Here is a 26,360-nt window from a genome sequence, read left to right as displayed (position 1 = left end):
GCTCCGGCCGCCGGCGCCCCGGCTCCCGCGACGACCGCTCCGGCGGCCGCCGCCCCGCAACAACCCGCCGCGCCGGCCGCCGTGCCTGCGCCGGCCGCCCAGTAAAGAGTGAGAGGCTGACGATGGCCACGGCTCACGCGGTCGAGCATCACGACCACGACCACAAACCCGGGTTCTTCACCCGCTGGTTCTTCTCGACCAACCACAAGGACATCGGCACGCTGTACCTGCTGTTCGCCATCATGGCGGGCATCGTGGGCGGCGCGCTCTCCGGCCTGATCCGCTGGGAACTGGCCGAACCGGGCATTCAGGTGTTCCGCGAAGGCTCGCTGCTGGCCCAGCTCGGCCTCGTCGAGCCGTCCAAGCACGGCTACAACGTCGTCGTCACCGCCCACGCCCTGATCATGATCTTCTTCATGGTCATGCCGGCGATGATCGGCGGCTTCGGCAACTGGTTCGTGCCGATCATGATCGGCGCGCCGGACATGGCCTTCCCGCGCATGAACAACGTGTCGTTCTGGCTGCTGGTCGCCGCCTGGGTGCTGCTCTGCCTGTCGATGTTCGTCGACGGCGGTCCGGGCCAGGGCTTCGGCGGCGGCTGGACGATCTATCCGCCGCTGTCCACCAAGGGCCACGCCGGCCCGGCCATGGACCTGGCGATCTTCTCGCTGCACGTGGCGGGCGCCAGCTCGATCCTCGGCGCGATCAACTTCATCACCACCATCTTCAACATGCGCGCGCCGGGCATGACCCTGCACCGGATGCCGCTGTTCGCCTGGTCGGTGCTGATCACCGCCTTCCTGCTGCTGCTGTCGCTGCCCGTCCTGGCCGGCGCCATCACCATGCTGCTGACCGACCGCAACTTCGGGACCCACTTCTTCGACCCGGCCGGCGGCGGCGACCCGGTGATGTTCCAGCACCTGTTCTGGTTCTTCGGTCACCCCGAAGTGTACATCCTGATCCTGCCCGGCTTCGGCATCATCAGCCACATCGTGTCGACCTTCTCGCGCAAGCCGGTGTTCGGCTACCTCGCGATGGCCTACGCCATGGTCGCCATCGGCTTCATCGGCTTCATCGTGTGGGCCCACCACATGTACACCGTGGGCATGAACATCAATCTGCGCGCCTACTTCGTGGCCGCGACGATGATCATCGCGGTTCCCACCGGCGTTAAGATCTTCTCGTGGATCGCGACGATGTGGGGCGGGTCGATCGACTTCAAGACGCCCATGCTGTGGGCGATGGGCTTCATCTTCCTGTTCACCGTCGGCGGCGTGACCGGCGTGGTGCTGTCGAACGCCGGCATCGACTACTCGCTGCACGACACCTACTACGTGGTGGCGCACTTCCACTACGTGCTGTCGCTGGGCGCGGTCTTCGCCATCTTCGCGGGCTTCTACTACTGGTTCGAGAAGATGTTCGGGGTGAAGTACAACGAGGCCCTGGGCGCCGCGCACTTCTGGATCATGTTCATCGGCGTGAACCTGGTGTTCTTCCCGCAGCACTTCCTGGGTCTGCAGGGCATGCCGCGCCGCTACGTCGACTACCCGGAGGCTTTCACCAAGTGGAACCACCTGTCGTCGATCGGCTACGCCATCACCGTGGTCGGCGTGATCGTCTTCCTGATCATGCTGGTCGAAGCCTTCGTGCGCCGTCGTAAGGGCGAGGCCAACCCGTGGGGCGAAGGCGCCACCACGCTGGAGTGGACCCTGTCTTCGCCGCCGCCGTTCCACCAGTTCAACGAACCGCCGGTGGTCAAGGCCGACAGCCACTAAGCATCCTTACTCAGGAGCTAAATCGGGGACGGGGCGCACAACGCTCCGTCCCCGACGTTTTAGGACCATGCCGCAAGCCCCCGTCGACGCCCCGGTCGCCAAGACCAAGCCCCCCGCCCTGCCGCAGGACTACTTCCAGCTGCTCAAGCCGCGGGTCATGTCGCTGGTGATCTTCACCGCGCTCACCGGCCTGGTGGCCGCGCCCGGCGAGATCCACTGGTTCCTGGCCGCCGTCGCGGTGTTCTGCGTCGCGGTCGGCGCCGGCGCGGCCGGCGCGCTGAACATGGCCATCGAGGGCGAGACGGACGCCCTGATGCGCCGCACCCGCGGCCGCCCGGTGGCGGCCGGTCGGGTGGCCAAGGGCGACGCCTTCGCCTTCGGAGTGATCCTGGCGGCCTTCGCGGTCATGCTGATGGGCATGGCGGTGAACTGGCTGGCCGCGGGCCTTCTGGCCTTCACCGTCGTCTATTACGCCTGGTTCTACACGGTGCTGCTGAAGCGCTCGACGCCGCAGAACATCGTGATCGGCGGCGCCGCCGGCGCCCTGCCGCCGGTGATCGGCTGGGCCGCCGCCGACGGGAGCCTGGCGCTGAACGCCTGGCTGATGTTCGCCATCATCTTCGTGTGGACCCCGCCGCATTCGTGGGCGCTGGCGCTCTACACCTCCGACGACTACGCCAAGGCGGGCATTCCGATGATGCCGGTGGCCAAGGGCCCCAAGTCCACCCGCCTGCAGATCTTCCTCTACAGCCTGGTGCTGGCCCCGCTGGCGGTGGTCCCGGTGTTCACGGGCCTGGGCGGCTGGCTGTACGGCGTGATCGCCGTCTGCGGCGGACTGGCCTTCGTCGGTCTGGCTTGGCGGGTGTATAGGAGCCGGGCCGGCGAGAAGCCGGGCGAGCGGGAGGAGGGCCTCTACGACGTCAAGGCCGAGGCCAAGACGGCGCGGGATCTCTTCGCCTTCTCGATTCTGTATCTCTTCGCCCTGTTCGCCGCCCTTCTGGTCGAACACGGCATCCCGGGAGCCGCGTAATGTCCGATCCGAACCAATCCGAAGCGCACAAGGCGCGGTCGCGGCGAAATGTCGCGCTGGGCGGCGCGCTCGCCCTGTTCGTGATCCTGGTCTTCCTGGTGACCGTGGTGCGGCTCGCCCAGAACGTGGCCGGGTGATGCAGAAGAACGCCCGTGTCGCGGTGATCTGCGCCGTGGTGGTCGCCGGCATGGTCGGCGCCGCCTTCGCGGCCGTGCCGCTGTATCGCCTGTTCTGCCAGGTCACCGGCTTCGACGGCACGGTGCGCCGGGCGACCGCCGCGCCGACCACGGTGCTGGAGCGGCCGGTGAAGATCCGCTTCGACGCCAACGTCCGCGACCTGCCCTGGGACTTCAAGGCCGAGCAGGTGACCCAGGACCTGAAGGTCGGGGCCACGGGCCTGGCCTTCTTCAAGGTCACCAACCACGGCGACAAGCCGCTGACCGGCACCGCCGCCTACAACGTCGTGCCGGAAGGGGCGGGGCCCTATTTCCAGAAGCTGGAGTGCTTCTGCTTCCAGGCGCAGACCCTGCAGCCGGGCCAGACCATGGAATTCCCGGTCGCCTACTTCGTCGATCCGCAGCTGGCGACCGATCCGGAAACCAAGGGGATCCAGGAGATCACCCTGTCCTACACCTTCTATCCGACCGAAAAACCGCAGCCTAAGGCCAAGTCGGCCACGCCAGCCCTTGGCGGAGCGGGCTAGGCGGGTCTATAGCCACACACCAAGAATCTGATCCTCCCCGTCGCATGCGCGCGGGGACCGGGGGTTGAGTTAAAGCGCCATGGCCCACGACGCCGTCAAACACGACTACCATCTCGTCAATCCGAGCCCGTGGCCGCTGGTCGGCTCGATCGCCGCCACGGTGATGTTCATCGGCGCGGTGATCTGGATGAAGGGCCTGTTCGGCCTGGAGAAGGGCACCTGGGCCGTCTTCGCCGGCGGCTTCGCCCTGATGCTCTACACCTTCATCGGGTGGTGGGGCGACGTGATCAAGGAAGGCCGCGCCGGCGACCACACGCCGGTCGTGTCCATCGGCCTGCGCTACGGCATGGTCCTGTTCATCGCCTCCGAAGTCATGTTCTTCGTGGCGTGGTTCTGGATCTTCTTCGAGATGGCGATCTTCCATCACAGCCGGACCTTCTCGGCGATCGAGGAAGTGCGCACCGCCTGGTCGACCTGGCCGCCGGCCGGCGTCGAGACCCTGGACCCGTTCCACCTGCCGCTGGTCAACACCATCATCCTGCTGCTGTCCGGCACGACCGTGACCTGGGCCCACCACGCCCTGCAGCACGGCGACACCAAGGGCGCCAAGACCGGCCTGCTGCTGACCGTCCTGCTGGGCCTGCTGTTCACCAGCGTCCAGGCCTACGAGTACGGCCACATCATCCACGAGAAGCTGTTCTTCTCGGAGAACGCCGCCAACTCGGGCCTGTACGGTTCGGCCTTCTTCATGGCCACCGGCTTCCACGGCTTCCACGTCGTGGTCGGCACCCTGTTCCTGATCGTCTGCCTGCTGCGCCTGATGGCCGGCAACATGACCCCGCAGAAGCACTTCGGCTTCGAAGCGGCGGCTTGGTACTGGCACTTCGTCGACGTGGTCTGGCTGTTCCTGTTCGCCTTCATCTACGTGGCGTTCGGCGGCTCGGGCCCGCACGCCTGACGTGGCGGGCGGTCCCAACCCGTTCCTGGCGGGGATCGCCGGCCGCTGCCCGAACTGCGGTCAAGGCCGCCTGTTCTCGGGCTTTCTGAAAGTGGCGGACCGCTGCGCGGTCTGCGGTTTCGATCTGAAGACGGCGGACACCGGCGACGGTCCCGCCGTCTTCGTCATTTTGATCGCCGGTTTCCTGGTCGCCTTCGCCGCGCTGGCGGTCGAGATCGCCTACCAGCCGCCGATCTGGCTGCATCTGGTGCTTTGGCTGCCGCTGGCCCTCGTCGTGTGCCTCGGCCTGCTGCGCCCGCTGAAGGGCGTCATGGTCGCCCTGCAGTTCCATCATCGAGCTTCCGAAGTGCGCAATGACGACTTCTAAGGGCGACCGCTCCTTTCCGGTCGTCCTGACCGTCTTCACCGCCGTGGCCCTGGCGATCCTGGTCGCGCTCGGCATGTGGCAGGTGCAGCGCCGCGCCTGGAAGGAAGACCTGCTGGCCCGTATCGAGGCGCTGAAGACCGCCCCGCCGCATCCGGTCGAATCGCTGCTGACCGCAGGCGCGCGCGGCGAGGACATCGAGTTCTCGCGCGTCACCGCCGTGTGCCCGGGCCTGAACGTCGCCCCCTATGTCGAACTCTACGCCCTGCGCGAGGGCGAGATCGGCTCGCGCCTGATCTCGGCCTGCCCGGTCGAGGGCACGCCCTACGGCGTCGTGCTGGTCGACCGCGGCTTCGTGCCGGAGACCGTGTCCTCGCGCCCGCCGGTCGATGCGACCGCGCGCAACCCGGTGACGGTCACCGGCGTGCTGCGCTCGCCCGACGCCCGCACCTTCGTGACGCCGGAGAACCGGCCCGACGAGAGCCGCTTCTTCTCGCGTGACGCGGTGGCCATGGCTTCGGCCCTGGACGCGAGGAAGCCCGCGCCCTGGTTCCTGATGGTCGAGACCTCGACCAATCCGGAATGGCAGGCCCTGGACCCGGCCCCGCTGCCGACCGCCATCTCCAATCGCCACCTGGAATACGCCCTGACCTGGTTTGGGCTCGCCGCAGCCCTGCTCGGCGTCTACGTCGCCGCGGTCTGGCGGCGGATGCGCCCGTGAGCGCGCGCCTGCACCGACTGTCGAACGGCGTGCGGGTCCTGTGCGACCCGATGCCGGAGCTCGAGACCATCGCGGTCTCGGTCACCGTGCGCGGCGGCGCGCGCTGGGAGACCCCGGCCCAGTCGGGCTGGTCGCATCTGCTGGAGCACATGGTGTTCAAGGGCGCGGGCGATCGCTCCGCCCGCGAGATCGTCGAGCACGTCGAGGCCCAGGGCGGCAATCTGAACGCCGCCACCGGCTACGAGCGCACCAGCTACCAGGTCCGCGCGCTGCGCGACGGCCTTCCGCTGGCGCTGGAGGTGGTCTCCGACCTGCTGTTCCGTCCGGCCTTGGCGGAGATCGAGCTGGAACGCGAGAAGTCGGTCATCGACCAGGAGATCGCCGAAGCCTTCGACACGCCCGACGACTGGGTGTTCGAGCTGGCCCAGGCGCGCGCCTTCGCCGACCAGCCGCTGGGCCGCCCGATCCTGGGCTCCAGCGAGAGCGTCGCGGCCGCCGACCGGACCGCGCTGGACGCGTTCCGGCGCAGCCTCTACGCGCCGGAGCGGACCATCGTATCGGTCGCGGGCGCGGTGGAGGAGGGCGAGCTGCTGCACCAGGCCGAGCGCTGGTTCGGCGGCGCCGACGGCGGCGTCCATGCGCCCGAGCCGGAACCCGGCCGCTTCGTCGGCGGGACCGCCACCCTGGGCCGGCGCATCGAGCAGGCCAACTGCGTCTGGCAACTGCCGGCCGCCGGCGCGCGCGACCGCGACTACTACGCCTTGCGACTGTTCGCCGAGATCCTGGGCGGCGGGATGGCCTCGCGCCTGTTCCAGAGCGCCCGTGAGGAGCGGGGCCTGGCCTATTCGATCGACGCCTACGCGGACTCCTACGAGGACACAGGCGTGCTCGGCGTCTACGCCGGCTGCGCCGCCGACCGCGCCGCGGAGCTGTCCCACCTGGTCGCCGCCGAGGTGAAAGGCCTGGCCGCGGCGCCCAAGGCCGCGGAGCTGACCCGAGCCAAGGCGCAGCTGAAGGCCTCGCTGTTCATGGCGCAGGAGTCGCCCCTGGCCCGCGCCGAGCGCGCCGCCGGCCAGACCTTCCTGTTCGACCGGCCGCTGAGCGTCGCCGAAATCCGCGCCGGCGTGGACGAGACCAGCCTGGACGACCTGAAGCGCGTCGGCGAGCGGGCCCTGTCCCCCGCCCGCGCGGCGGTGGCCGTGCTCGGCCCGCGCGCGGCCTTCGGCGCCGCCAAGGCCTTCGCGCCGGCCCTGTTCCTCTGATCCGCCCCCTCTCCCCCGAAGGGCGGAGGAGGGGGTATAGTGGCCTCTATGGCCCTCCTGGACTGGATTTCGTCCGACGCGGCCCTCGTGCTGGAGGGGGAGGGCGTTCGGCTGCGGCCGCCGCGCTCCAACGACTACGCGGAATGGTCCGAGCTGCGGGCCCTCTCCCGGGATTTCCTGCAGCCCTGGGAGCCGACCTGGCCGGCCGACGACCTCAGCCGCGCCGCCTTCCGCCGGCGCCTGGCCGCCTATGCGCGCGACATGGACGCCGGCGCCGCCTACCCCTTCTTCGTGCTGCGGGCCGAGGACGACCGGCTGGTCGGCGGCCTGACCCTGTCCAACGTGCGCCGCGGCGTCGCCCAGTCCGCCTCCCTCGGCTACTGGGTCGGCCGGCCCTATGCGCGTCAGGGCTACACCCTGGCGGCCGTGCGGGCGGCCACGCGCTTCGCGTTCGAGCGGCTGCGGCTGCACCGGCTGGAGGCCGCCTGCCTGCCGTCCAACGCCCCGTCACGCGCTTTGTTGTTGAAAGCCGGCTTCCGTGAGGAGGGAACGGCGCGCGCTTATTTGAAAATTAACGGCGGATGGCGAGACCATCTCCTGTTCGGCTTGCTCGAGGAGGAGGCTGGGCTGGGGTGACTTGATTTTTGTGTCCGGGGACTGCGCGCTTGTCCGACAGGTCTAGAAGCTTGGCGTGGGATCCGACCACGGCACTGGAGGCGCTGGCCGCCGCCGACGTGGCCCTTTGGACGTGGACTCCGTCCGAAGATCGCTTGCGCCTGACCGGCGCGACCCGTTCGCTGGGCCTGGGCCCGCTCGCCCCCGAATGCACCGGCGCGGCCTTCGCCGCCCTGGCCATGCCCCAGGACCGGGCCCTGGCCGAGCACCTGCTGAAGAGCCGCGACGAAGGCGAAGAGATCACCGTGCGCCTGCGCATGCGCGGCGCCGAAACCTGCATCTGGCGCGGCGTGTGGCTGGAGGACGGCCTGCGCGCCGCCGGCGTGGCGGCGCTGGAAGTGAAGTTCGCCGGCTCCGACACCGACGCGCTGACCGGCCTGCTGGATCGCCGGGCTTTCGTGCAGCGCGCCCGCGAGGCCCTGGCCCAGCCGGGCGACTACGAGCTGGTGGTCGCCGACCTGGATCGCCTGCGCCGCCTGAACGAGGCGCTCGGCCACGAGCGCGCCGACCTGGTGCTGGCGGCGCTGGGCTCGCGCCTGGCCGCCGCCTTCCCGAAGGGCGCCATCCCCGCCCGCATCGGCGAGGACGAGTTCGCCGTGCTGGCCCCCGACGGCGTCGCCAAGCCGGCCGACCGCCTGCGCGCGGCGCTGGAGCAGCCGCTGCGGGTCGCCGGCTTCGACATCTACCCGACCGTCTCCATCGGAGCCGTGAAGGCCGAGGGCGGCCCGGACGCCGCGGAAGCGGCCGAACTGCTGCGCCGGGCCGAACTGGCCGTGGAAGCCGCCAAGACCGGCGGCCGGGGCGGGGCGGCCGACTACGGCCGCGCGCTGGAAAGCGACAGCCTCTCGCGTCTGGCGATGGAGGCTGACCTCCGCAACGCCTTCGCCAAGGGCGAGATCGTCCCGTTCTACCAGCCGATCGTCAGCCTGGAGACCGGCGCGGTCGCCGGCTTCGAGGCCCTGGCCCGCTGGCGCCACCCCCGCAAAGGCATCGTCCCGCCGGACGAGTTCCTGACGCTGGCCCAGGAAATGGGCCTGATGGACGACCTGGGCCTGCACATGATGCAGACCTCGGCCAAGCAGCTGGCCGAGTGGCTGCACCGCCACCCGACCGCCGGCGCCCTGTTCGTCAGCGTCAACCTGTCGACCGGCGAGATCGAGCGCGACGGCCTGATGCAGGACGTCAGCCGCATACTGAAAGAGACCGGCCTGCCCAAGGGCGCGCTGAAGCTGGAAGTCACCGAAAGCGACATCATGCGCGATCCCGATCGCGCCGCGGTGATCCTGAAAGCGCTGCGGGACGCCGGCGCCAGCCTGGCGCTGGACGACTTCGGCACCGGTTTCTCGTCGCTGTCCTACCTGGCCCGCCTGCCGTTCGACACGCTGAAGATCGACCGCTACTTCGTGCGCACCATGGGATCGGACGACGGCTCGGCCAAGATCGTCCGCTCGGTCGTGGCGCTGGGCCGCGACCTGTCGCTGGAGGTGGTGGCCGAGGGCGTCGAGAACGCCGCCCTGGCGCGCCAGCTGCTGTCGGTCGGCTGCCACTACGGCCAGGGCTTCGGTTACGCCCCGGCGCTGGCCGCCCAGGAGGCCGAGGTCTACCTCAACGAGTCGCTCGCCGACGGCTTCGCTCCGATCAAGTCGCGCGGGTGACGAGCGCCGGCCTGCGCCGCAGGCCGGCTCGGCTCACTTCGCCCGGACCGGGTCGCCTTCCATGTTGGTCAGGCCGTCGAATTCCACGTCGCCGGCCGGCACGCGGGTGAGGCGCCCGCCGAAGCTGGCCCGCGCGCCGCAGCTGGCGTAGCCCGCGTCCTGGTCTTGCCTGATCTCGGCGTAGTCGCCCCACAGCCGGAACACGTCTGCCCAGGTCCCCGGCTTCTCGGAATAGTCGGGTCGCGGACCGCCGTACCAGCCGCTCTTCTCGCCCATGGACAGGGTGCCGTCGCTCTCGCGTCCCGACAGGCTGCAGCTGTGGCCGTTGCCGCCCCAGGCCTCGCCCCAGGCGTACATCCGCCCATCCGCCCCGGCGCGGACATAGAGCGTTTGCCACGAGCTGGAGACGATCACCGGCAGGACCTTCTGGTAGAGGGCGGTCCGGCGGAATTCATCGGACACCGGCAGGTCGTCGCTGATGTAGAGCGCCTCCGTTCCCGGCGTCAGCCAGGCGGGCGCGCCCAGGCTCTTCTGCAGCGCGGAGATACGCGCCGCGTACCAGGTGCGCAGGCAGTCGTCCGCGTCCTGGAACCGCTTGGAATCGAGGCAGGCCGAACGCGTGCCCAGCCAGCGCTGCTGATCGGCCGTGGTGGTGCGGCCGGCGGCCAGGGTCAGGCGATAGACCTCGGCCAGGTCCCGATCCAGGTCGGCCACGCCCCAGGCGTTCGCGTCGCAGATACGGCGTTCCACCGGGGTCGAGGCCTTGGCGCAGTCGAAGCTGGGCCCGGTCGGCTCGGACGCGGGCTGGCCCCAGGCGGCCAGCAGGGTGCGCCACTCCTGCGGTGACAGGCTCACCGTCGCCAGGCCGTAGGCGCTGGCGCGCACGGTCACCGGGCCGGCGGGGACCACCTCGCGCAGCTGCGGCAGGTCCATGAGCTCGACATTCGCGCCGTTCAGACGCGCGCCGGCCACCTTGCCGAAGCCGACGGCCAGGTGCGTGCGGGTCAACTGCGCGCCGCGCAGGTCGATGCCGCCGTCGGTCTCGCAGTTCCAGTCGCCGACGATCACGCCGCAGTAGAGGGACGCGTCGGTCAGATTGGCGCCGCTGAGGTCGAGGTTCTCGAACCCGCCGCCGGCCGCGGCCGTGCGCGTCAGGTCGGCGCCGGACGCCTTGGCCCCGTCCAGCCGGCTGTCCAGCAGCACGGCCGAGCGCAGGGACGCGCCGGCCAGGTTGGCGCCGGTCAGGTCGCTGCGGATGAAGACGAGGTTTGACGTCTTCGCCCCGGTCCAGACCGTGTCCGACAGGTCGGAGTCCACGAAGCAGATCCGGTCCAGCTTCATCCGGGACAGGTCCGCGCCCTTCAGCTGGGCGCCGTGGATCACGACGGACTTGCCGGACCACGGCTTCAGGTCCTTCGGATCGGTGAGGTCGGAGTCGACCACGATGTCCGGCTCGACCCAGGGCGAGACCTCGCCGGCCTTGGCCGCGCCTCGTTCGACGCGGAAGGCCTGCACCGTGTCGGACTCGCAACCCATGTCGTCCTGCGCCCAGGCCTGGCCGGCGGCCAGCAAGGTCGCGGCCGCCGCTGTCGCGCCCAGCAGGCGCCGCGCCGCTTGATGCGTCAGCTTCACGTCTTCCCCCCGCTCAGCCCTCGCGGGCGAGCCTAGACCGGAGGACCGGCGCGCGCCAAGAACGTCGTTCTTCCGCTTGGGATGAGGCGCTCACGCCCGCCCGGTCTGACCCGACAGATGCGAGGAGCTGATGCCCATGCGCGCCAGCGCCCGGCTCCACTTGCCGTCGTGGTCCTCGTCGAACAGCAGGTCGAGGTCCAGCGGCGCGGTCAGCCAGACGTTTTCGCGCAGCTCCGTCTCCAGCTGGCCAGGCCCCCAGCCGGCGTAGCCCAGGGCCAGCATCGAGCGCTTGGGCGCCACGGCCGGGTCGGCCAGGGCCTGCAGCACCTCGCGGGTGGCGGTCAGCCTCAGGCCCTCGCCGATCTGCATGGTCGAGCCGGGGATCTCGTAGTCGTCGGAGTGCAGGACGAAGCCGCGCTCGGTCTCGACCGGGCCGCCGGCCAGCACAAGCTGGTGCGGGTTGCGCGGCGCGCCGCCGACGTCGAGGCGGGTGAGCACGGCGCCGACCGTGGTGTCCTCCACCGGCTTGTTCACCCGCACGCCCATGGCGTGCTGTGCGGAGTGGATGCAGACCAGGACCACCGCGCGTTCGAAGCGGGGATCGCTGATGCCCGGCATGGCGATCAGCAGGCGTCCGGCCAGGGACTCGATCTCGTCAGGCGCGGGCTCAGTCATGGCTCATCATCATCCCAGGCGTTAACCCATGCAAGGCCGCCCGCTTGGCGGCGGGAGCGGGCGCCGTTATCTCACTGCCCGACCGGGACGCGCCCGCGGCCCCGCCAGGAGAACTGCTATGACCATCAAAGAAGGCGACAAGCTCCCTGAGGCGACCTTCATGACCATGACGGGCGAAGGTCCCAAGCCGATGACCACCGACGAGGTGTTCAAGGACAAGACCGTCGTGCTGTTCGCCGTTCCCGGCGCCTTCACGCCGACCTGCTCGGCCCGCCACCTGCCGGGCTTCGTCGACAGCGCCGCCGACCTGAAGGCCAAGGGCGTCGACGCCATCGCCTGCCTGTCGGTCAACGACGCCTTCGTCATGGGCGCCTGGGGCGAGAACGCCGGCACGGGCGAGGACGTGCTGATGCTGGCCGACGGCAACGGCGACTTCACCAAGAAGCTCGGCCTGGCCATGGACGCCTCCAAGTTCGGCATGGGCGAGCGCTCGCAGCGCTACGCCATGCTGGTGAAGAACGGCGTGGTCGAGAAGCTGAACGTCGAGGCCCCGGGCGAATTCCGCGTCTCCTCGGCCGAGCACGTGCTGGGCCAGCTCTGAGGAAATTCTCCTCCCCCGTGAAGCGCAGCGGAACGGGGGAGGGGGACCGCGAAGCGGTGGAGGGGGCGTCCGCCGCCGCGAGGTGTTGAGATGAGATCGCCCTCAATTTGCGCCGGTTCGCCCCCTCCACCACGCTACGCGTGGTCCCCCTCCCCCGCGGCGCTTCGCTTGCAGGGGAGGAGAGGGGGATGACGGACGTATTCTCCCCGGCCAAGCGCTCCGAAGTGATGGGGCGCGTGAAGCAGAAGAACACCGGTCCTGAGCTGAAGGTCCGCAAGGCGCTCACCCGGCTGGGCTATCGCTATCGCCTGCACCGGCGCGACCTGCCCGGTTCGCCCGACGTGGTGTTTCCCGGGCGTAAGGTCGCCCTGTTCGTCCACGGGTGCTTCTGGCACGGCCACGACTGCCCGCGCGGCGCGCGTCAGCCGAAGGCCAACGCCGACTACTGGACCGCCAAGATCGCCCGCAACCGCGCCCGTGACGCCGAGGCCCAGGCCGCGCTGACAGCCCAGGGCTGGCGCCCGCTCACCGTCTGGGAATGCGAACTACGCGACACGTCCGCGCTGGAGGCGCGGCTGAAGCGCGAGCTCGGCTAGCGGCGCTTGAAATCTCCGGCGTTCGGCGTGCCGGCCGGGGCCCGGGCCAGGGCTGCGGCGGCCTGCTCATCGTTGGTCCCTGTGGCCGAAACGGAGACGGCGTCGTCCGCGCTCATGGAATGCCCCCTCGGCCGCCACTTTCGTGCGCCCTCGTGCCTGTTCGGCGAACGTCGTCATCCGCCGGACCGGCCGAGCCTGTTCGCTCCCGCTAGCCAGCGCCCGAACGCGCTCGTAAGGTTTCCAAAAGAGACCCGGGAGGCCGCCTTGAAGCTCTACGATTTCCCCCGTGCGCCCAATCCGCGCCGCGTACGCTGGTTCATGGCCGAGAAGGGCATCGAGGACGAGATCGAGATCGTCTCGGTCGACATCCTGACCGGCGAGCACAAGTCGCCGGAGTACCGGAGCAAGGCCGGCCTCTCGCACGTGCCGGCGCTGGAAATCGACGACCAGACCTGCATCACCGAGTCGGTCGCCATCTGCCGCTATCTCGAGGCGCTGTATCCCCAGCCGAACCTGTTCGGGCGCGATCCCAGGGAGACGGCGCAGATAGAGATGTGGACCCGCCGCTGCGAGATCTACCTGGCCAACCCGCTGATGCTGGCCACCCGGCACACGCACCCGGCCTTCGCCGCCCTGGAGAGCCCCGTGCCGGCGGTGGGCGAGTACAACCAGACCATGGCCGGGCGTTTCCTGAAGGCGCTAGACCGCCAGCTGGAGGGCCGTGAGTTCATCGTCGCTGACCGCTTCACCATGGCCGACCTGGTCGCGGTCACCGGCCTGGACTTCGCCCGGCTGATCAAGTTCCAGCCGCCCGAGACGCTGGCCAACGTCCAGCGCTGGTACGCGGCCATGCGCGAGCGGCCGGCGGCCGTGGCGGGCGGCGAGCGGCGGCGCAACCTGAACCGCCGCACCCAGGCCTTCGAGGCGGGGGGCGCGACCACGGCGGAGTAGGCCAGGCTCAGTCCTTCGGCCGGAATTTCCGGATCACGCCCGAGAAGGTGAACAAGAGCCGCTCGCCGGCGGTGATCTGGCCGCGGACGAAGATCAGCGAGCGGCCGGCGCGGGTGACCTCGCCGGTGGCCTCGACCAGGTCGCCGACGTAGGCCGCGTCGAGGAAGGTGGAGTCGAGCTGCACGGTGACCCCGCGGCTGCCCTCCATCTCCTCGTAGGCCAGCATGAACAGGGCGATGTCCGCGAAGGTCATCAGGCAGCCGCCGTGCATGCGCTGGCCCGAGTTCATGTGCTTCTGCTCGGCGCGGAAGGCGCAGCGGGCCTTGCCGTCCTCGTCCTTCCGGAAGAAGAAGGGCCCGATCAGGCTGTCGAAGGTTTCGTGGGTGTCGAAGTACCGCCAGCCGGCGAACTCGCCCTCCGTCACGGTGACCACCCTGGGCGGGGCTTCGTCGGCCATGAAACGCTCCACTTCCTTCAGCTTACCGCCGTTCACATATTCCGTCGCGAGCCGCCCGTCATGACCCGATCCGTCGAGGACACCATTTTCGAACTGCTGGACGCCAAGGGCGCCGGCAAGACCGTGGGCCCGGAGGACGTCGCCAAGGCGGTCGACCCCGAGGGCTGGCGGCGGATCCTGCCGCAGGTGCGCTCCACCGCCGTGGGCCTGGCGCGCCAGGGGCGCCTCGTGATCACCCGCAAGGGCAAGCCGACGGACCCCGAGACCTTCAAGGGCGTTTACCGCCTGCGGGCGCCCGAAGCGACGGAGCAAGGACCCGGTGAAGCGGAAGAAACCCTCTAGGTTCTTCAAGCTGGCGAAGCGGCAGATCGACATCTTCCGCTTCGCCGTGAACGATCCACGCACGCCGCGGGCCGCGCGCCTCGCGGGCCTCGGCGTGCTGGCCTACATCGCCAGCCCCATCGACCTGATCCCCGACTTCATCCCGGTGCTGGGCCAGGTGGACGACGTGGTGGTGGCGGGCCTGGGCCTCATGGTCATCTGGAAGATGATCCCGAAGGAAGTGCGCCGCGACGCACGCCGGATGGCCGCCGCTTGAGCCTGGAGCAGGTGCTGAAGGAGATCTCGGCCTGCCGCGCCTGCGCCGGGGAGTTCGGGCACGAGCCGCGCCCGGTGGTGATGGTCTCGCGCCAGACGCGCCTGCTGGTCTGCGGCCAGGCCCCGGGACGGCGCGTGCACGAGAGCGGCCAGCCGTTCACCGACCCGTCCGGCGACCGCCTGCGCGACTGGCTCGGCGTGGATTCCGAGACCTTCTACGGCGACCCGCGCATCGGCGTGGCGGCCATGGCCTTCTGCTTTCCAGGAACGAACCCGGCTGGTGGGGATTATCCCCCGCCCAAGCGTTGCGCCGAGCTGTGGCGCAAGCGCTTGCTGTCCGAGCTGAAGGAGGTCGAGTTGACCCTGTTGGTGGGGTGGCACGCCCAGGTCTGGGCGCTGGGACCGACCGCCAAGGCCAACATGACCGAGACCGTGCGGGCCTGGCGTGAGTACGCGCCCGGCGTGGTGCCGCTGCCGCATCCGTCCTGGCGCAACACCAGCTGGCTCAAGAAAAACCCATGGTTTGATCGCGAGATCGTGCCTTACCTGAGAGCAAGGGTGAGCGGTATCTTGACCACATGATTACGCGCCGGCTCGCGATGTTGGCGGGCGCGTCGGCCCTGACGGCCTGCGCGCCCATGGTGCAGTCAGCCCGGCAGCCTCCGCCGGGATTCGACGGGGCGCGGCTGGAGCCGCGGACCTTCGTCAGTTTCGACGGCGCGCGCCTGCCGCTGCGCACCTGGGCGGCCGAGGGCGAGCCCTGGGCGGTGATCGTCGGCCTGCACGGCATGAACGACTACGCCGCCGCCTTCTGGATGGCCGGGCCGTGGTGGGCCAAGCAGGGGATCACGACCTACGCCTACGACCAGCGCGGCTTCGGCCGGGCGCCGGACCGCGGCGTCTGGGGCGGCCGGGCCCTGATGGCCGAAGATCTGCGCACCCTGTGCGGCCTGCTGCGCAAGCGCCACCCGCACGCCACCATCGCGGTCGCCGGCGAGAGCATGGGCGGGGCGGTGGCCATCACCGCCTTCGCCGACCGGCCGCCCGACGCCGACCGGCTGGTGCTGCTGGCCCCCGCGATCTGGGGCTGGTCGGCCCAGCCGGTGATCAACCGCGTCGCCGTCTGGTTCGCGGCCCACACGGTCGGGGACCAGGCGATCGAGCCGCCGCAAACCTTCGCCCGGCGAATCGTGGCCTCCGACAACATGCCGGAGCTGCGCCGCATGGGCCGCGACCCGCTGATGATCTGGGGTACGCGGCCGGACGCGGTCTACGGCCTGATGAACCTGATGGAGCAGGCCCGCGCGAGCCTGCGCTACGTGCGCGCACCCGTGGCCTATCTCTACGGCGAGCACGACGAGATCATTCCGCACCAGCCCACCTTCCAGGCGGCGCACCAGCTGAAGCCTACCGACCGCTCGGCGTATTACGCAAACGGTTGGCACGTCTTGCTGCGCGACTATCAGGCCGAGACCGTCTGGCGCGACGTGGTCGGCTTCCTGCGTGATCCGGCCGCCCCGCTGCTGTCCGGGGCGCCCGCCATTCCCGGCGCGCCCACGCCCCCGAACGGCCCAACTTTTCGCTGATTAGTCGACGAGCGCGGCTTGCGGGCCTCGCTGTGACAGCGTAACCCCCGCGCAAATTCGTTCCACTCTGCCCGAGGCAGCCGGAAATGACCCTGTTCGATTCCCCCGCTTTCGAGAATCACGAAGGCGTACACTCGTTCTACGACGAAAAAACCGGCCTCAAGGCGATCATCGCGGTGCACTCCACCGCGCGCGGCCCGGCCTGCGGCGGCTGCCGCATGTGGCCCTACGCCAGCGCCGAAGCCGCGCTGGACGACGTGCTGAAGCTCTCCTGGGGCATGTCCTACAAGAACGCCGTGGCCGACCTCGAGCTCGGCGGCGGCAAGGCGGTGATCATCGGCGACAGCCGCACCCAGAAGTCGCCGGCCCTGTTCGAAGCCTTCGGCCGCATGGTCGACAGCCTGGGCGGCGCCTACTGGACCGCTGAGGATGTCGGCATCTCGCCGGCCGACCTGGCCTCGGCCCGCCGCACCACCAAGTACGTGGCCGGCCTGGAAGGCACCCCGGCCAGCTCCGGCGACCCGAGCCCGACGACCGCCGAAGGCGTCTTCCGTGGCGCCATGCTGGTCGCCAAGCGCCTGTGGAACGCCACCGACCTGTCGGGCGTGACCGTCGCCGTTCAGGGCGTGGGCCACGTCGGCGGCTACCTGGCCGAGAAGCTGCACGCGGCCGGCGCCAAGCTGGTGATCACCGACGTCAACGAAGCCACCCTGAAAACGGTGGCCGAGAAGACCGGCGCCACCATCGTGAAGCCGGAAGAGATCTTCGACGTCGACGCCGAGATCTTCGCCCCCTGCGCGCTGGGCGGCGCGATCAACGAAAACACCCTGCCGCGCCTGAAGGCCAAGGCCATCGTCGGCGCCGCCAACAACCAGCTGGCCAGCCACGAGATCGGCCGCCGGGTGTTCGAGCAGGGCCTGATCTACGCGCCGGACTACGTCGTCAACGGCGGCGGCATCATCAACGTGGCGGCCGAGATCAACGCGCTGAAGGCCGGCGGCGCCTACGATCCGAAGTGGGTCGAGGGCAAGCTGGCCCGCCTGATGATCACCCTGGACGAAGTCCTGCAGCGTTCGGTCGGCGAAAAGCGCCCGACCCACGAGATCGCCGGCGAAATCGCCCGCGCCCGCATCGCCGCCGCCCGCGACGCGCGCGCCGCGGCCTAAATCCGAGCGGCGCTCGCGCCGTTCCGCGAACCATGGTCTATGGGGCTCTTCCGCAAGGGGGAGCCCCATGCCGCGTCCGGTCCACTTCGAAATCCAGGCCGACGATCCCGTCCGGGCCAAGGGCTTCTACGAGCAGCTGTTCGGCTGGTCGTTCCAGAAGTGGGGCGAGCACGACTACTGGCTGATCAAGACCGGCGAGGATCAGCCGGGCATCGACGGCGGCCTGCTCAAGCGCATGGGCGGCCCGCTGGACCGCCAGACCCCGCATCCGGTGATCGGGTACGTCTGCACCATGGGCGTGGACGACACCGAGGCCTATGTCGTCAAGGCGCTGGGCCTCGGCGGCGAGATCGCCGTGCCGAAGATGGCCGTGCAGGGCGTGGGCTGGCTGGCCTACGTCAAGGACACCGAAGGCAACATCTTCGGCCTGATGCAGGAAGACCCGAACGCGGCGTGACGGTTGCGCCTTCTCCCGGAGGGAGAAGGACGGAGCCCGCGCACCGGAGCGCGTAGCGCGGAGGTCAGCGCGGGAGGATGAGGGGTTATGGACGGCGGCGGCCTTGGCGCAAGGTCCTGTGCGCTCCCGTTTCCCTCACCCTCCCACGCGGCTGTCGCCGCGCGGGCCCCTCCCTCTCCCGACCGGGAGAGGGACCTTAATTTGCAAACACCGCGCAGAAATGCGGGTCGAGGCCGACGTGCACGGTATCGTCCACCTTTGGCGCGCCGCGCGAGGGCACGTGGGCGTGGGCGACGTGCTCGCCGGCTTTCAGGGTCAGCTCGGTCATCGCGCCGCGGAAGCGGGCGGCGGTCACCCGTGCCGGAACCTCGCCGTCCAGCCGCAGGGCCTCGGGGCGGGCCATGACCGTCGCCGCGCCGTCGCCGACCGAGGGCAGGCGGCCGAACGGAGTCACGGCCACGCCGTCGGTGATCTGGGCGGGCAGGGCGTTGGCCTCGCCCAGCAGGCGCGCGGCGGTCATCGAAACGGGCGCGTGGTAGCAGTCGTGCGGGCTGCCGGTCTGCAGGATGCGCCCGGCGTCCATCAGGGCCAATTCGTCACCCATCATCAGCGCCTCTTCGGCGTCGTGGGTGACGATCAGCACGGCGGCGTTGGTGTGTCGCAGGGCGTGCAGCGTGGCGTCGCGCACCTCCGCCTTCAGTCGCCCGTCCAGCCCCGAAAACGGCTCGTCCAGCAGCACCGCCGAGGGCTCGCGCGCCAGCGCACGGGCCAGGGCCACGCGCTGCTGCTCGCCGCCGGACAGGGCCTGCGGATAGGCGCCCGCGCGATCGGCGAGGCGCACGCGCCGCAGCTGGGTCTGGGCGATCTCCTTGCGCTCCCGCGCAGGCTTGCCCTTCAGGCCGAAGGCCACGTTCTGCTCGACCGTCAGGTGGGGGAACAGGGCGTAGTCCTGGAACACGAAGCCCAGGTCGCGGTGCTCGGGCGGGACCTCGACCGGGCCGTCCGACAGCACCCGCTCGCCCGAGCGGATCAGCCCGCCGTCCAGCGGCTCCAGGCCGGCGATCAGGCGCAGCAGGGTGCTCTTGCCGCAGCCGGAGCGGCCCAGCAGGCAGGTGATGCGCCCGCGGTGCAGCTTGAGGTCGGCGCCGTCGACCGCGGTCTTGTCGCCGTACGCGCGACGGACGCCCTCGGCGGAAATGGCGACGCTCATGAAGGGGCTCCGGGCCGCGAGTGGGCCACGCGGCGGGTCAGGACGATCACCGGGCCGATGGCGACCAGCAGGATCAGCAGGGCGGGCCAGGCCGCCTGGGCCAGGCGCTCGTCGGCGGCGTAGTTGTCGGCCAGCACGGCCAGGGTGTCGAAGTTGAAGGGCCGCAGGATCAGGGTCGCCGGCAGCTCCTTGAGCACGTCGACGAACACCAGCAGAGCCGCGGTCAGCAGTGCGCCCTTGGCGATCGGCAGGTGCACGCGGCGCACCGCGCCCGTCTCCGTCTCGCCCAGGGTGCGGGCGGCCCGGCCCATGGAGGGCGTGATCCGCGACAGACCGGCGTCGATCGGCTCCAGCGCCGAGGCCATCAGGCGGGCGGCGTAGGCGTAGAGCAGCAGGCCCACGCCCGCGCCGAAGCCCGACACCGCGCCCTCGAAGCCGCGCCAAAGCCAGCCGGCCGGAGCCAGCAGGCCGATGGCCATGACCGCGCCGGGCGTGGCGTAGCCGAGGCTGGCGAGCCGCGGGGCCAGCGGGTGGCCGCGCGCGCCGAAGGCGATCACCGCGGCCAGCACGACCGTGACCGCCGCGCCGGCCAGGGACAGGCTTAGCGAGTGCGCGGCGGCCAGCAGCAGGCGCGGGGCCTCCGGCACGGCCGACAGACCGCGCCAGGCCAGCCAGCCGGCCGGCAGCAGCAGGCCCAGCGTCAGCAGGGTCAGGCAGAACAGGCTTGCGCCCCAGGCGCTCGCGCCCTTCAGCTCGAGGGTCGGCAGGGCGCGCCAGCGGGCGGCGCCGCTGTCGTGGCCCGCGCCCTTGCGGTTGGCCCGCTCGATCATCAGCAGGACGGCGGCCGCGCCCATCAGCAGCAGGGACAGGCGCGCGGCGGCGACGGTCGAGCCGAACACCGACCAGGCCCGCACCACGCCGGTGGTCAGGGTCTGCACGCTGAGGAAGTTGACCGCGCCATAGTCTGCCAGGGTCTCCATCACCGCCAGCGCCATGCCGGCGGCCAGGGCCGGGCGGGCCAGCGGCAGGGCCACGCGGAAGAAGGCCTGGCGCAGCGAGCAGCCGAGGGTCCGGGCCGCCTCCAGCGCCGCCACCGACTGGTTCACGAAGGCGGTGCGCGCGGTCAGGTAGACGTACGGATAGAAGGCCGCCGACAGCACGAAGGCGGCGCCCGGCAGGCTGCGCATGTTCAGCGGCAGCTCGGTTCCGAACGCCGCGCGGAAGGCGGTGCGGATCGGGCCGGCGGCGTCGAACAGGTCGGCGTAGGCGTAGGCCAGCAGGAAGGCCGGCGCGGCCAGCGGCAGGGCCAGCGCCCAGGCGAAGAAGCTCCGCCCCGGGAAGCGGTGCATCACCACCAGCCAGGCGGCCAGAGCGCCGGCCGAACCGGCGCCAAGCGCGACCAGGGCGGCCAGGACGGCGGAGTTGAGGGCGTAGCGGGCGATCAGCTCAGGGGCGCTGGCGCGCGCCTCGCCGCCGAACACGGCCAGCGCGATCACCGCGACCAGGGGCGTGATCGCCAGCACCGCCGCGACCAGCGCGCCCCATTGCAGCCCGGTCCACGGCTTGGACAGGCGGCGCAGGCGCGTCGGCGAGAGGGGCTGGACGTCGGCCATCCGCCGTCAGCGCCAGCCGGCCTTGTCGAACACGGCCTGAGCCTCCGCCTGGCGGGCGCCGTAGGTCGTGACCGGCATCGGGTCGGCGGTGAAGTTCGAGTACTGGGCGACCAGGGCCGGCGGCTTCACCGAGGCGACGGCCGGGTACTCGTTGTTGGCGCCGGCGAAGATCTCCTGGGCCTCGTCGGTGGCCAGGAACTCCAGGAACTTCACGGCGGCGTCCTTGTGCGGGGCGTAGCGCGCCACGCCGCCGCCGGAGATGTTCACGTGGGTGCCGTGGCCGTCCAGGTTGGGGAAGGAGAGGGCGACCTTCTCGGCGGTGGCCTTGTCGCCGGCGTCGCCCGAGCGGACCAGGCGCAAATAGTAGTAGGTGTTGGTCAGGGCCACGTCGCAGACGCCGGCGCCGATCGCCTTGATCTGCTCGATGTCGCCGCCCTGGGGCGGGCGGGCCATGTTGGCGACCACGCCCTTGGCCCAGGTCAGGGCCTTGTCCTGGCCCCAGCGCTCGATCAGCGCCGACATCAGCGACAGGTTGTAGACGTTGTCCGAGGAGCGGACGCAGACCTTGCCCTTGAAGCGCGGCTCGGCCAGCGCTTCGTAGGTGGCGACCTCTTCGGGCTTCACCTTGGCCTTGTCGTAGGCGATCACCCGCGCGCGGCGGGAGAAGCCGAACCACTCGTTCTGCGGATCGCGCAGGCCGGCCGGAATCTTCTCGTTCAGCACCGCCGACTGGATCGGCTGGAACAGGCCGGCCTGCTCGGCGCGCCACAGGGCGCCGGCGTCGGAGGTCAGGATCACGTCGGCGGGGCTGGCGTCGCCCTCGGCCTTCATGCGCTCGATCAGCTGGTCGGGGCCCATCTCCAGGCGATTGACCTTGATGCCCGTGGCCTTGGTGAAGGCTTTGTAGAGCTCAAGGTCCGCGTCGTAGTGGCGGGCGGTGTAGAGGTTCAGCTCGCCCTTGGTCGGGACTTCGGCCTCCTTGCGCGGGCCGCAGCCGGCCAGCACGGCGAAAGACAGGACGAGCGCGCTCGCCGTCGACAGGGCTTTTCCAAACTGGCGCATGCTCTTCACCTTGGCCCGGCAGGGGAACGGGGCGTTCCTGACACGGTTGCGAACGGCTCGCAATAGCGTGTGACGCAAGCGCGCAGGCCACGGCGGCGCTGGCGTTCGCCTCGCGATGAGAACATATTAAGAACATGGCCGTTCTCGACTTGAAGCGTAAGCTGGAGATCCTCGCCGACGCGGCGAAGTACGACGCGTCCTGCGCCTCGTCCGGCGCCAAGAAACGCACCTCGCTGGACGGCAAGGGCATGGGCTCCACCGACGGCAAGAGCATCTGCCACGCCTTCACCCCGGACGGGCGCTGCGTCAGCCTGCTGAAGATCCTGCTGACCAACTTCTGCGTCTACGACTGCGCCTACTGCGTGAACCGCGTGTCCAGCAACGTGCCGCGCGCCCGCTTCTCGGTGCAGGAGGTCGTCGACCTCACCCTCAGCTTCTACCGGCGCAACTACATCGAGGGGCTGTTCCTCTCGTCGGGGATCATCCGGGATTCCGACTACACCATGGAGCAGTTGGTGCGAGTGGCGCGCAGCCTGCGCGAGGACCACGATTTCCGCGGCTACATTCACCTGAAGCTGATCCCCGAGGCGAGCGCGCACCTGGTGCAGGAGGCGGGGCTCTACGCCGACCGGCTGTCGGCCAATATCGAGCTGCCGCGCGAGGACAGCCTGAAAGCCTTCGCGCCGGAGAAGGACGTCCGCACCATCAAGCAGGCCATGGGCCTGGTGCGCCTCGGACGCGAGAGCGCCAAACCCGATCCGAAAACCAAGGCCCAGCCGAAGCGCTTCGCCCCGGCCGGCCAGTCCACCCAGATGATCGTCGGCGCCGACGCGGCCCGGGACGACGAGATCCTGGCCCGCAGCGAGGCGCTCTACGCCGGCTACGGCCTGTCGCGGGTCTACTATTCGGCCTTCAGCCCGATCCCGGACTCCAGCGCCCGGCTGCCGCTGGCCCAGCCGCCGCTCATGCGCGAGCACCGGCTCTATCAGGCCGACTGGCTGATGCGCTTCTACGGCTTCACCCAGGCCGAGATAGCCGGCTCCAGCGTCGACGGCATGCTGGACCTGGCGGTCGACCCGAAGCTGGCCTGGGCGCTGCAGAACCGCGACCGCTTTCCCGTCGACCTGAACACGGCCGAGCGCGAGGTGCTGCTGCGCGTGCCGGGCCTGGGCGTGAAGAGCGTCGACAAGCTGATCGCCTCGCGGCGCTGGCGGCGGCTGCGGCTGGAGGACGTGGCGCGGGTTTGCGCCTCGATCGCCAGGGTGCGTCCGTTCGTGATCGCCGCCGACTGGTCGCCCGGCGGCCTGACCGACCGGGCCGATCTGAAGGCGAAGCTCGTGGCGGCGAAACCGCCCGAGCCCCAGCAGCTGAGCCTGGCGCTGTGAAGATCGTCCGGCTGGCGCACGAGACCGACTTCGGCGGCTGGCGCCGGGCCGCCCGGGCGCTGCGGTCGGCGGGCGTGTCGCCGGAGGCGGTCGCCTGGACGGCCGGCGAGCAGGCGCAGCTGGGCGAAGAGGTAACGGTCGCCGACGGCGACTGCGCCTTCCCGGTCCCGCGCGAGTTCGTCGAGCTGGCGCGCGATGTGGTCCTGCACCGGGACCCGGCGCGCTTCGCCCTGCTGTACCGGCTGCTCTGGCGGCTTCGGAACGAGCCGGGCCTGATGCACGTCGCGACCGACGCCGACGTGGCGCGGGCCATGGAGCTGCGCAAGGGGGTCGAGCGGGCCGCCTACCGCCTCAAGCAGTACGTCCGCTTTCGCGAGGTCGAGGACGACAAGGGGGCCGCCTACGTCGCCTGGATCGAGCCGGAGCACCGGGTGCTGGCGCGCGCCGCGCCGTTCTTCGTGGAGCGGTTCGCCAACATGCGCTGGGCGGTGCTGACCCCGGACGCGTGCGCCAGCTGGGACGGCGAAGCCCTTAGCTTCTCGCCTGGCGTCAGCCGCGAAGAGGCCCCCGCCGACGACGCCCAGGAGGACGTCTGGCGCGCGTATTTCGCCGCGACCTTCAACCCGGCCCGGCTGAAGGTGAAGGCCATGACCGCCCAGATGCCCAAGTCCCTGTGGCGGAACCTGCCCGAGGCCCAGGTCATTCCCCGACTGATCCAGCAGGCCGCGACGAGGGCCGAGACCATGGTCGGCGCGCCCCACACCGAACCGTCCAAGCGCACCGCCCGGGCGGTGGCCAGGAGCGTGCGCGACGGGACCTTCGACGACGCCTACGTGCCGACCTCGGTCGCGGACGTGTGGACCGCGGTGCAGGCCTGCCGGCGCTGCGATCTCTGGCGCGACGCCACCCAGGGCGTCGCGGGGGAGGGGCCGGCGCGCGCGGCGCTGATGTTCGTGGGCGAGCAGCCCGGCGACCAGGAGGACCTGGCCGGCAAGCCGTTCATCGGGCCGGCCGGGCAGATGTTCGACAAGGCCCTGGCCGAGGCGGGCGTGCCGCGCGCCGAGACCTACGTCACCAACGCGGTGAAGCACTTCAAGCACGAGCCGCGCGGCAAGCGGCGCATCCACGCCAAGCCGAACGTCGGCGAGATCCGCGCCTGCCGCTGGTGGCTGGAAAACGAGCGGCGGCTGGTCCGGCCGAAGGTGATCGTGGCGCTGGGCGCGACCGCCGGGCAGGCCGTGTTCGACCGGCCGGTGTCGGTGTCCAAGGACCGGGGCCATCCGTTCGACCTGGGCGACGCGCAGGGCCTGATCACCGTCCACCCGGCCTACCTGCTGCGCCTGCCCAGCCACGAGGACCGGGCCAGGGCGTGGAAGCTGTTCGTGGCCGACCTGCGCGCGGCGTGGGAGTTAGCGGGCGGCTCTCACGCCGAGGGGGCTTCCTCGGGGGCGTGACGACGGCGGTGGGACAGCCGCCAGCGGGTGACGTCATCGGCGCCGGGCCCTTCCATGACCTTCACGTCTCCCGCGCTCACCGGCTGGCCCGTCTCCTGATCGATGAACCCCGGCCGCACGGCGGCCCCCGTGGCGCGGTTCACGAACCGCAGCGGGGGTTCGGCGGCGCCCGACACGCCCCATCGATCGCCGAGCTCGGCGAGCACCGGCATCAAGGCGGCGATGTCCCGCCCCTTCGAGGTCAGCGCGTATTCGTACCGGTCCGGGCCGGTCTGATACCGCCGCCGCTCGATCAGGCCGGCGCCCTCGAGGTGCTTCAGCCGGTCGCTGAGCGTCGCGTTGGTCACGCCGGAAGATCGCCGGAAATCGTCGTAGCGGCTGATGCCGGCGAGGAGGTCGCGCAGGATCAGCAGCGCCCAGCGATCGCCGATCGCCGACAGCGCGCCGGCGATCGGGCAAACCATCCCCTCGAAACTTTTCGAACGCATCGGCGCCAGCCTTCTTGACTCTGATAATGAGAGTTAAGATATCACATCCCGCCTGGTTGTGAAGGGCTGCCGCATGCCTATGACCGTTGGTCACCCAGGCTTACCCTTTTTCGCCGGCGACGCGTCGTGACCAGCCGAGGGCGCGTCTCGGCGTCGTCAGATCTTGCGAACACGAACGGAGCAATGGACCATGTCATCCCAGAACGTCTCCAGGATTTTCGTCATCGGCGCGACGGGCGCGCAAGGCCTGCCCGTCGTCCGCGGTCTCGTCGGCGACGGCAAATACTCCGTTCTCGCCCTCACGCGCGACGCCGGATCGGCGCGCGCCAAGTCCCTTCTCGACATGGGCGAGGTGTCGATCCTGGAAGGGTCGTTCGCGGATGAAGCCGTTCTGCGGGAGGGGTTTCGCGCGTGCGACGGGGCCTACGTCAACATCGACGGCTTCAACACCGGCGAGAAGACGGAAATGTACTGGGCGATCCGCTGCTACGAGATCGCTCTCGAGGAGGGCGTCAAGTTCTTCGTCTACGGCAACCTGGACTACACCCTGAAGAAGGGCGGCTACGACTCCAGGTTCCGTACCGGCCACTATGACGGCAAGGGCCGCATCGGCGAGTGGATCCTGTTCCAGAACCAGGTGAACCGAGACCGGATGGGCGCGGCCCTCTTCACCACCGGCCCGTACATGGAGATGGTCGTCTCGTCGCGCACGCCCATGACGCCGACCGTCGAGGACGGCGTCGTGACCTGGAGGGTGCCGCTGGGGGACGGCGCGGTCGTGCACGTCGCCCTCGAAGACTGCGCCCACTATGTCCGCTGGCTGTTCGACAACCCGGCGCGCGCGAACGGCATGGATCTCGAGGTCGCGATCGAGCCCGTCCGGTATGCCGATCTCGCCGCCGCCTTCGAGCGGGTGACGGGACATCCCGCCAGATATGTCGACACGAGCCTGGACGACTACTTCAACGGCCCGTTGAAGGCGTCCGCCGACAAGCCCGCCGGATACAACGCCGATCCCGACGACAAGAGCACGATGAGCTTCCGGGACAATTTCACCGGGTTCTGGAACCAGTGGAAGCACGACATCATCAAACGCGACTACGCCCTGCTGGACGAAGTCCACCCAGGCCGGATCAGGACCGTCGAGGAGTGGCTGCGCCGGGAGGAGCAACGGGGGAGAGAGGCCGGCCTGGGCGGGCTGTGGGAGCGGGTTCAGCCCGAGACCCTGCAGAAGCACTCGATCCTCAAGATCGGCGAGGACCAGCGACGCGGCAGGTTGTAAGGGGC

29 protein-coding genes are annotated in these 26,360 nt (G+C 70.2%); 22 read left to right on the top strand and 7 right to left on the bottom strand.

Annotated elements, in window-relative coordinates:
- Positions 1-122: 122 nt before the first annotated feature.
- The 10 genes from ctaD (at position 123) to H8B08_RS17195 (ending at position 9,143) form a co-directional block, all read left to right on the top strand.
- Entirely contained in the window at positions 123-1,775 is a 1,653-nt protein-coding gene (gene ctaD / locus H8B08_RS17240; RefSeq protein ID WP_187451428.1) for a cytochrome c oxidase subunit I, read from the top strand.
- A gap of 67 nt (positions 1,776-1,842) precedes the next feature.
- A complete protein-coding gene (gene cyoE, locus H8B08_RS17235; RefSeq protein ID WP_187451427.1) occupies positions 1,843-2,805 on the top strand; it encodes a heme o synthase in 963 nt (320 codons plus the stop codon).
- Positions 2,805-2,942: a hypothetical protein gene (locus H8B08_RS17230; protein WP_187451426.1), complete on the top strand. Its 138-nt coding sequence runs from the start codon at positions 2,805-2,807 to the stop codon at positions 2,940-2,942. The genes cyoE and H8B08_RS17230 overlap by 1 nt, the downstream gene beginning before the upstream one ends.
- Positions 2,942-3,508, top strand: a complete 567-nt coding sequence (locus tag H8B08_RS17225; RefSeq protein WP_187451425.1) for a cytochrome c oxidase assembly protein — start codon at positions 2,942-2,944, stop codon at positions 3,506-3,508. Before H8B08_RS17230 ends, H8B08_RS17225 begins: the two co-directional genes overlap by 1 nt.
- A gap of 79 nt (positions 3,509-3,587) precedes the next feature.
- Entirely contained in the window at positions 3,588-4,466 is an 879-nt protein-coding gene (locus H8B08_RS17220) for a cytochrome c oxidase subunit 3 (protein WP_187451424.1), read from the top strand.
- Between the two features lies 1 nt (position 4,467).
- Positions 4,468-4,833: a DUF983 domain-containing protein gene (locus tag H8B08_RS17215; protein WP_187451423.1), complete on the top strand. Its 366-nt coding sequence runs from the start codon at positions 4,468-4,470 to the stop codon at positions 4,831-4,833.
- On the top strand, positions 4,820-5,551 hold the full coding sequence (locus H8B08_RS17210) for an SURF1 family protein (RefSeq protein WP_187451422.1): 732 nt from the start codon (positions 4,820-4,822) through the stop codon (positions 5,549-5,551). Before H8B08_RS17215 ends, H8B08_RS17210 begins: the two co-directional genes overlap by 14 nt.
- The gene (locus tag H8B08_RS17205; protein ID WP_370545516.1) at positions 5,548-6,813 is read left to right on the top strand and encodes a M16 family metallopeptidase; all 1,266 of its coding nucleotides are present in this window, start codon (positions 5,548-5,550) and stop codon (positions 6,811-6,813) included. Before H8B08_RS17210 ends, H8B08_RS17205 begins: the two co-directional genes overlap by 4 nt.
- 48 nt (positions 6,814-6,861) lie before the next feature.
- The gene (locus H8B08_RS17200) at positions 6,862-7,449 is read left to right on the top strand and encodes a GNAT family N-acetyltransferase (RefSeq protein ID WP_187451433.1); all 588 of its coding nucleotides are present in this window, start codon (positions 6,862-6,864) and stop codon (positions 7,447-7,449) included.
- Positions 7,450-7,478: 29 nt separating this feature from the next.
- Positions 7,479-9,143: a bifunctional diguanylate cyclase/phosphodiesterase gene (locus tag H8B08_RS17195; protein WP_187451421.1), complete on the top strand. Its 1,665-nt coding sequence runs from the start codon at positions 7,479-7,481 to the stop codon at positions 9,141-9,143.
- A 33-nt stretch (positions 9,144-9,176) separates the two neighbouring features.
- On the opposite strand, the gene H8B08_RS17190 is transcribed toward H8B08_RS17195, so the two are convergent.
- Together H8B08_RS17190 and H8B08_RS17185 are read right to left on the bottom strand one after the other, a co-directional pair.
- Positions 9,177-10,775: a pentapeptide repeat-containing protein gene (locus H8B08_RS17190; RefSeq protein ID WP_222934561.1), complete on the bottom strand. Its 1,599-nt coding sequence runs from the start codon at positions 10,773-10,775 to the stop codon at positions 9,177-9,179.
- A gap of 90 nt (positions 10,776-10,865) precedes the next feature.
- Entirely contained in the window at positions 10,866-11,450 is a 585-nt protein-coding gene (locus H8B08_RS17185) for a YqgE/AlgH family protein (RefSeq protein WP_187451420.1), read from the bottom strand.
- Positions 11,451-11,568: 118 nt separating this feature from the next.
- On the opposite strand from H8B08_RS17185, the gene H8B08_RS17180 reads away from it, so the two are divergent.
- The 3 genes from H8B08_RS17180 (at position 11,569) to H8B08_RS17170 (ending at position 13,598) form a co-directional block, all read left to right on the top strand.
- The gene (locus H8B08_RS17180) at positions 11,569-12,051 is read left to right on the top strand and encodes a peroxiredoxin (RefSeq protein WP_187451419.1); all 483 of its coding nucleotides are present in this window, start codon (positions 11,569-11,571) and stop codon (positions 12,049-12,051) included.
- Positions 12,052-12,239: 188 nt separating this feature from the next.
- The gene (locus tag H8B08_RS17175; protein ID WP_187451418.1) at positions 12,240-12,647 is read left to right on the top strand and encodes a very short patch repair endonuclease; all 408 of its coding nucleotides are present in this window, start codon (positions 12,240-12,242) and stop codon (positions 12,645-12,647) included.
- Between the two features lie 264 nt (positions 12,648-12,911).
- Complete coding sequence (locus tag H8B08_RS17170; protein ID WP_187451417.1) at positions 12,912-13,598, top strand: glutathione S-transferase family protein; 687 nt, start codon at positions 12,912-12,914, stop codon at positions 13,596-13,598.
- Positions 13,599-13,605: 7 nt separating this feature from the next.
- Here the strand turns inward: H8B08_RS17170 and H8B08_RS17165 are convergent, their stop codons facing one another.
- Positions 13,606-14,055: a PaaI family thioesterase gene (locus tag H8B08_RS17165; protein ID WP_187451416.1), complete on the bottom strand. Its 450-nt coding sequence runs from the start codon at positions 14,053-14,055 to the stop codon at positions 13,606-13,608.
- Between the two features lie 60 nt (positions 14,056-14,115).
- Here H8B08_RS17165 and H8B08_RS17160 point away from each other — a divergent pair, with 60 nt between their 5' ends.
- From H8B08_RS17160 to H8B08_RS17135, 6 genes are all read left to right on the top strand, one after another.
- The gene (locus H8B08_RS17160; RefSeq protein ID WP_187451415.1) at positions 14,116-14,397 is read left to right on the top strand and encodes a DUF3253 domain-containing protein; all 282 of its coding nucleotides are present in this window, start codon (positions 14,116-14,118) and stop codon (positions 14,395-14,397) included.
- Positions 14,375-14,653, top strand: coding sequence for a YkvA family protein (locus H8B08_RS17155; RefSeq protein WP_187451414.1), 279 nt, complete (start codon positions 14,375-14,377; stop codon positions 14,651-14,653). The genes H8B08_RS17160 and H8B08_RS17155 overlap by 23 nt, the downstream gene beginning before the upstream one ends.
- Positions 14,650-15,234, top strand: coding sequence for a uracil-DNA glycosylase family protein (locus H8B08_RS17150; RefSeq protein ID WP_222934560.1), 585 nt, complete (start codon positions 14,650-14,652; stop codon positions 15,232-15,234). Before H8B08_RS17155 ends, H8B08_RS17150 begins: the two co-directional genes overlap by 4 nt.
- A 56-nt stretch (positions 15,235-15,290) precedes the next feature.
- Complete coding sequence (locus tag H8B08_RS17145; protein ID WP_255500923.1) at positions 15,291-16,238, top strand: alpha/beta fold hydrolase; 948 nt, start codon at positions 15,291-15,293, stop codon at positions 16,236-16,238.
- An 86-nt stretch (positions 16,239-16,324) separates the two neighbouring features.
- Positions 16,325-17,404 carry a Glu/Leu/Phe/Val dehydrogenase gene (locus tag H8B08_RS17140; RefSeq protein ID WP_187451412.1) on the top strand — a complete coding sequence of 360 codons (1,080 nt, stop codon included), beginning with the start codon at positions 16,325-16,327 and terminating at the stop codon, positions 17,402-17,404.
- Between the two features lie 67 nt (positions 17,405-17,471).
- On the top strand, positions 17,472-17,861 hold the full coding sequence (locus H8B08_RS17135) for a VOC family protein (protein WP_187451411.1): 390 nt from the start codon (positions 17,472-17,474) through the stop codon (positions 17,859-17,861).
- Between the two features lie 196 nt (positions 17,862-18,057).
- Here the strand turns inward: H8B08_RS17135 and H8B08_RS17130 are convergent, their stop codons facing one another.
- From H8B08_RS17130 to H8B08_RS17120, 3 genes are read right to left on the bottom strand one after another with little or no spacing between them, the layout of a single operon-like run.
- On the bottom strand, positions 18,058-19,071 hold the full coding sequence (locus H8B08_RS17130) for an ABC transporter ATP-binding protein (protein ID WP_187451410.1): 1,014 nt from the start codon (positions 19,069-19,071) through the stop codon (positions 18,058-18,060).
- Entirely contained in the window at positions 19,068-20,684 is a 1,617-nt protein-coding gene (locus tag H8B08_RS17125) for an iron ABC transporter permease (protein WP_187451409.1), read from the bottom strand. The genes H8B08_RS17130 and H8B08_RS17125 overlap by 4 nt, the downstream gene beginning before the upstream one ends.
- A gap of 6 nt (positions 20,685-20,690) precedes the next feature.
- The gene (locus H8B08_RS17120) at positions 20,691-21,746 is read right to left on the bottom strand and encodes a Fe(3+) ABC transporter substrate-binding protein (RefSeq protein ID WP_187451408.1); all 1,056 of its coding nucleotides are present in this window, start codon (positions 21,744-21,746) and stop codon (positions 20,691-20,693) included.
- 134 nt (positions 21,747-21,880) lie between these two features.
- Here H8B08_RS17120 and H8B08_RS17115 point away from each other — a divergent pair, with 134 nt between their 5' ends.
- Both H8B08_RS17115 and H8B08_RS17110 read left to right on the top strand, forming a co-directional pair.
- Positions 21,881-23,131 (top strand): putative DNA modification/repair radical SAM protein, encoded by a 1,251-nt coding sequence (locus tag H8B08_RS17115; RefSeq protein ID WP_187451407.1) that lies wholly within the window; start codon positions 21,881-21,883, stop codon positions 23,129-23,131.
- Complete coding sequence (locus H8B08_RS17110) at positions 23,128-24,585, top strand: UdgX family uracil-DNA binding protein (protein ID WP_187451406.1); 1,458 nt, start codon at positions 23,128-23,130, stop codon at positions 24,583-24,585. The genes H8B08_RS17115 and H8B08_RS17110 overlap by 4 nt, the downstream gene beginning before the upstream one ends.
- On the opposite strand, the gene H8B08_RS17105 is transcribed toward H8B08_RS17110, so the two are convergent.
- Positions 24,555-25,073, bottom strand: coding sequence for a helix-turn-helix domain-containing protein (locus H8B08_RS17105; protein WP_187451405.1), 519 nt, complete (start codon positions 25,071-25,073; stop codon positions 24,555-24,557). The two genes, H8B08_RS17110 and H8B08_RS17105, sit on opposite strands and share 31 nt — an antisense overlap.
- A 190-nt stretch (positions 25,074-25,263) precedes the next feature.
- Between H8B08_RS17105 and H8B08_RS17100 the strand changes: the two genes are divergently transcribed.
- Positions 25,264-26,355, top strand: coding sequence for an NmrA family NAD(P)-binding protein (locus tag H8B08_RS17100; protein WP_187451404.1), 1,092 nt, complete (start codon positions 25,264-25,266; stop codon positions 26,353-26,355).
- Positions 26,356-26,360: the final 5 nt, after the last annotated feature.

Source organism: Caulobacter sp. 17J80-11, assembly GCF_014349105.1.
Lineage (GTDB): Bacteria > Pseudomonadota > Alphaproteobacteria > Caulobacterales > Caulobacteraceae > 17J80-11.
The sequence above is the reverse complement of the archived record's forward strand: the minus strand, read 5'-3'. Positions and strand labels throughout refer to the sequence as shown.

What these genes read in the sequence shown, in the direction of transcription:
- ctaD (WP_187451428.1), top strand. Translation starts at nt 123, where the DNA reads ATGGCCACGGCTCACGCGGTCGAGCATCACGACCACGACCACAAACCC.
- H8B08_RS17185 (WP_187451420.1), bottom strand. Translation starts at nt 11,450, where the DNA reads ATGACTGAGCCCGCGCCTGACGAGATCGAGTCCCTGGCCGGACGCCTG.
- H8B08_RS17140 (WP_187451412.1), top strand. Translation starts at nt 16,325, where the DNA reads ATGACCCTGTTCGATTCCCCCGCTTTCGAGAATCACGAAGGCGTACAC.
- H8B08_RS17210 (WP_187451422.1), top strand. Translation starts at nt 4,820, where the DNA reads ATGACGACTTCTAAGGGCGACCGCTCCTTTCCGGTCGTCCTGACCGTC.
- H8B08_RS17135 (WP_187451411.1), top strand. Translation starts at nt 17,472, where the DNA reads ATGCCGCGTCCGGTCCACTTCGAAATCCAGGCCGACGATCCCGTCCGG.
- H8B08_RS17120 (WP_187451408.1), bottom strand. Translation starts at nt 21,746, where the DNA reads ATGCGCCAGTTTGGAAAAGCCCTGTCGACGGCGAGCGCGCTCGTCCTG.
- H8B08_RS17160 (WP_187451415.1), top strand. Translation starts at nt 14,116, where the DNA reads ATGACCCGATCCGTCGAGGACACCATTTTCGAACTGCTGGACGCCAAG.
- H8B08_RS17200 (WP_187451433.1), top strand. Translation starts at nt 6,862, where the DNA reads ATGGCCCTCCTGGACTGGATTTCGTCCGACGCGGCCCTCGTGCTGGAG.
- H8B08_RS17180 (WP_187451419.1), top strand. Translation starts at nt 11,569, where the DNA reads ATGACCATCAAAGAAGGCGACAAGCTCCCTGAGGCGACCTTCATGACC.
- H8B08_RS17115 (WP_187451407.1), top strand. Translation starts at nt 21,881, where the DNA reads ATGGCCGTTCTCGACTTGAAGCGTAAGCTGGAGATCCTCGCCGACGCG.
- H8B08_RS17105 (WP_187451405.1), bottom strand. Translation starts at nt 25,073, where the DNA reads ATGCGTTCGAAAAGTTTCGAGGGGATGGTTTGCCCGATCGCCGGCGCG.
- H8B08_RS17225 (WP_187451425.1), top strand. Translation starts at nt 2,942, where the DNA reads ATGCAGAAGAACGCCCGTGTCGCGGTGATCTGCGCCGTGGTGGTCGCC.
- H8B08_RS17175 (WP_187451418.1), top strand. Translation starts at nt 12,240, where the DNA reads ATGACGGACGTATTCTCCCCGGCCAAGCGCTCCGAAGTGATGGGGCGC.
- cyoE (WP_187451427.1), top strand. Translation starts at nt 1,843, where the DNA reads ATGCCGCAAGCCCCCGTCGACGCCCCGGTCGCCAAGACCAAGCCCCCC.
- H8B08_RS17220 (WP_187451424.1), top strand. Translation starts at nt 3,588, where the DNA reads ATGGCCCACGACGCCGTCAAACACGACTACCATCTCGTCAATCCGAGC.
- H8B08_RS17165 (WP_187451416.1), bottom strand. Translation starts at nt 14,055, where the DNA reads ATGGCCGACGAAGCCCCGCCCAGGGTGGTCACCGTGACGGAGGGCGAG.
- H8B08_RS17130 (WP_187451410.1), bottom strand. Translation starts at nt 19,071, where the DNA reads ATGAGCGTCGCCATTTCCGCCGAGGGCGTCCGTCGCGCGTACGGCGAC.
- H8B08_RS17125 (WP_187451409.1), bottom strand. Translation starts at nt 20,684, where the DNA reads ATGGCCGACGTCCAGCCCCTCTCGCCGACGCGCCTGCGCCGCCTGTCC.
- H8B08_RS17100 (WP_187451404.1), top strand. Translation starts at nt 25,264, where the DNA reads ATGTCATCCCAGAACGTCTCCAGGATTTTCGTCATCGGCGCGACGGGC.
- H8B08_RS17145 (WP_255500923.1), top strand. Translation starts at nt 15,291, where the DNA reads ATGGTGCAGTCAGCCCGGCAGCCTCCGCCGGGATTCGACGGGGCGCGG.
- H8B08_RS17230 (WP_187451426.1), top strand. Translation starts at nt 2,805, where the DNA reads ATGTCCGATCCGAACCAATCCGAAGCGCACAAGGCGCGGTCGCGGCGA.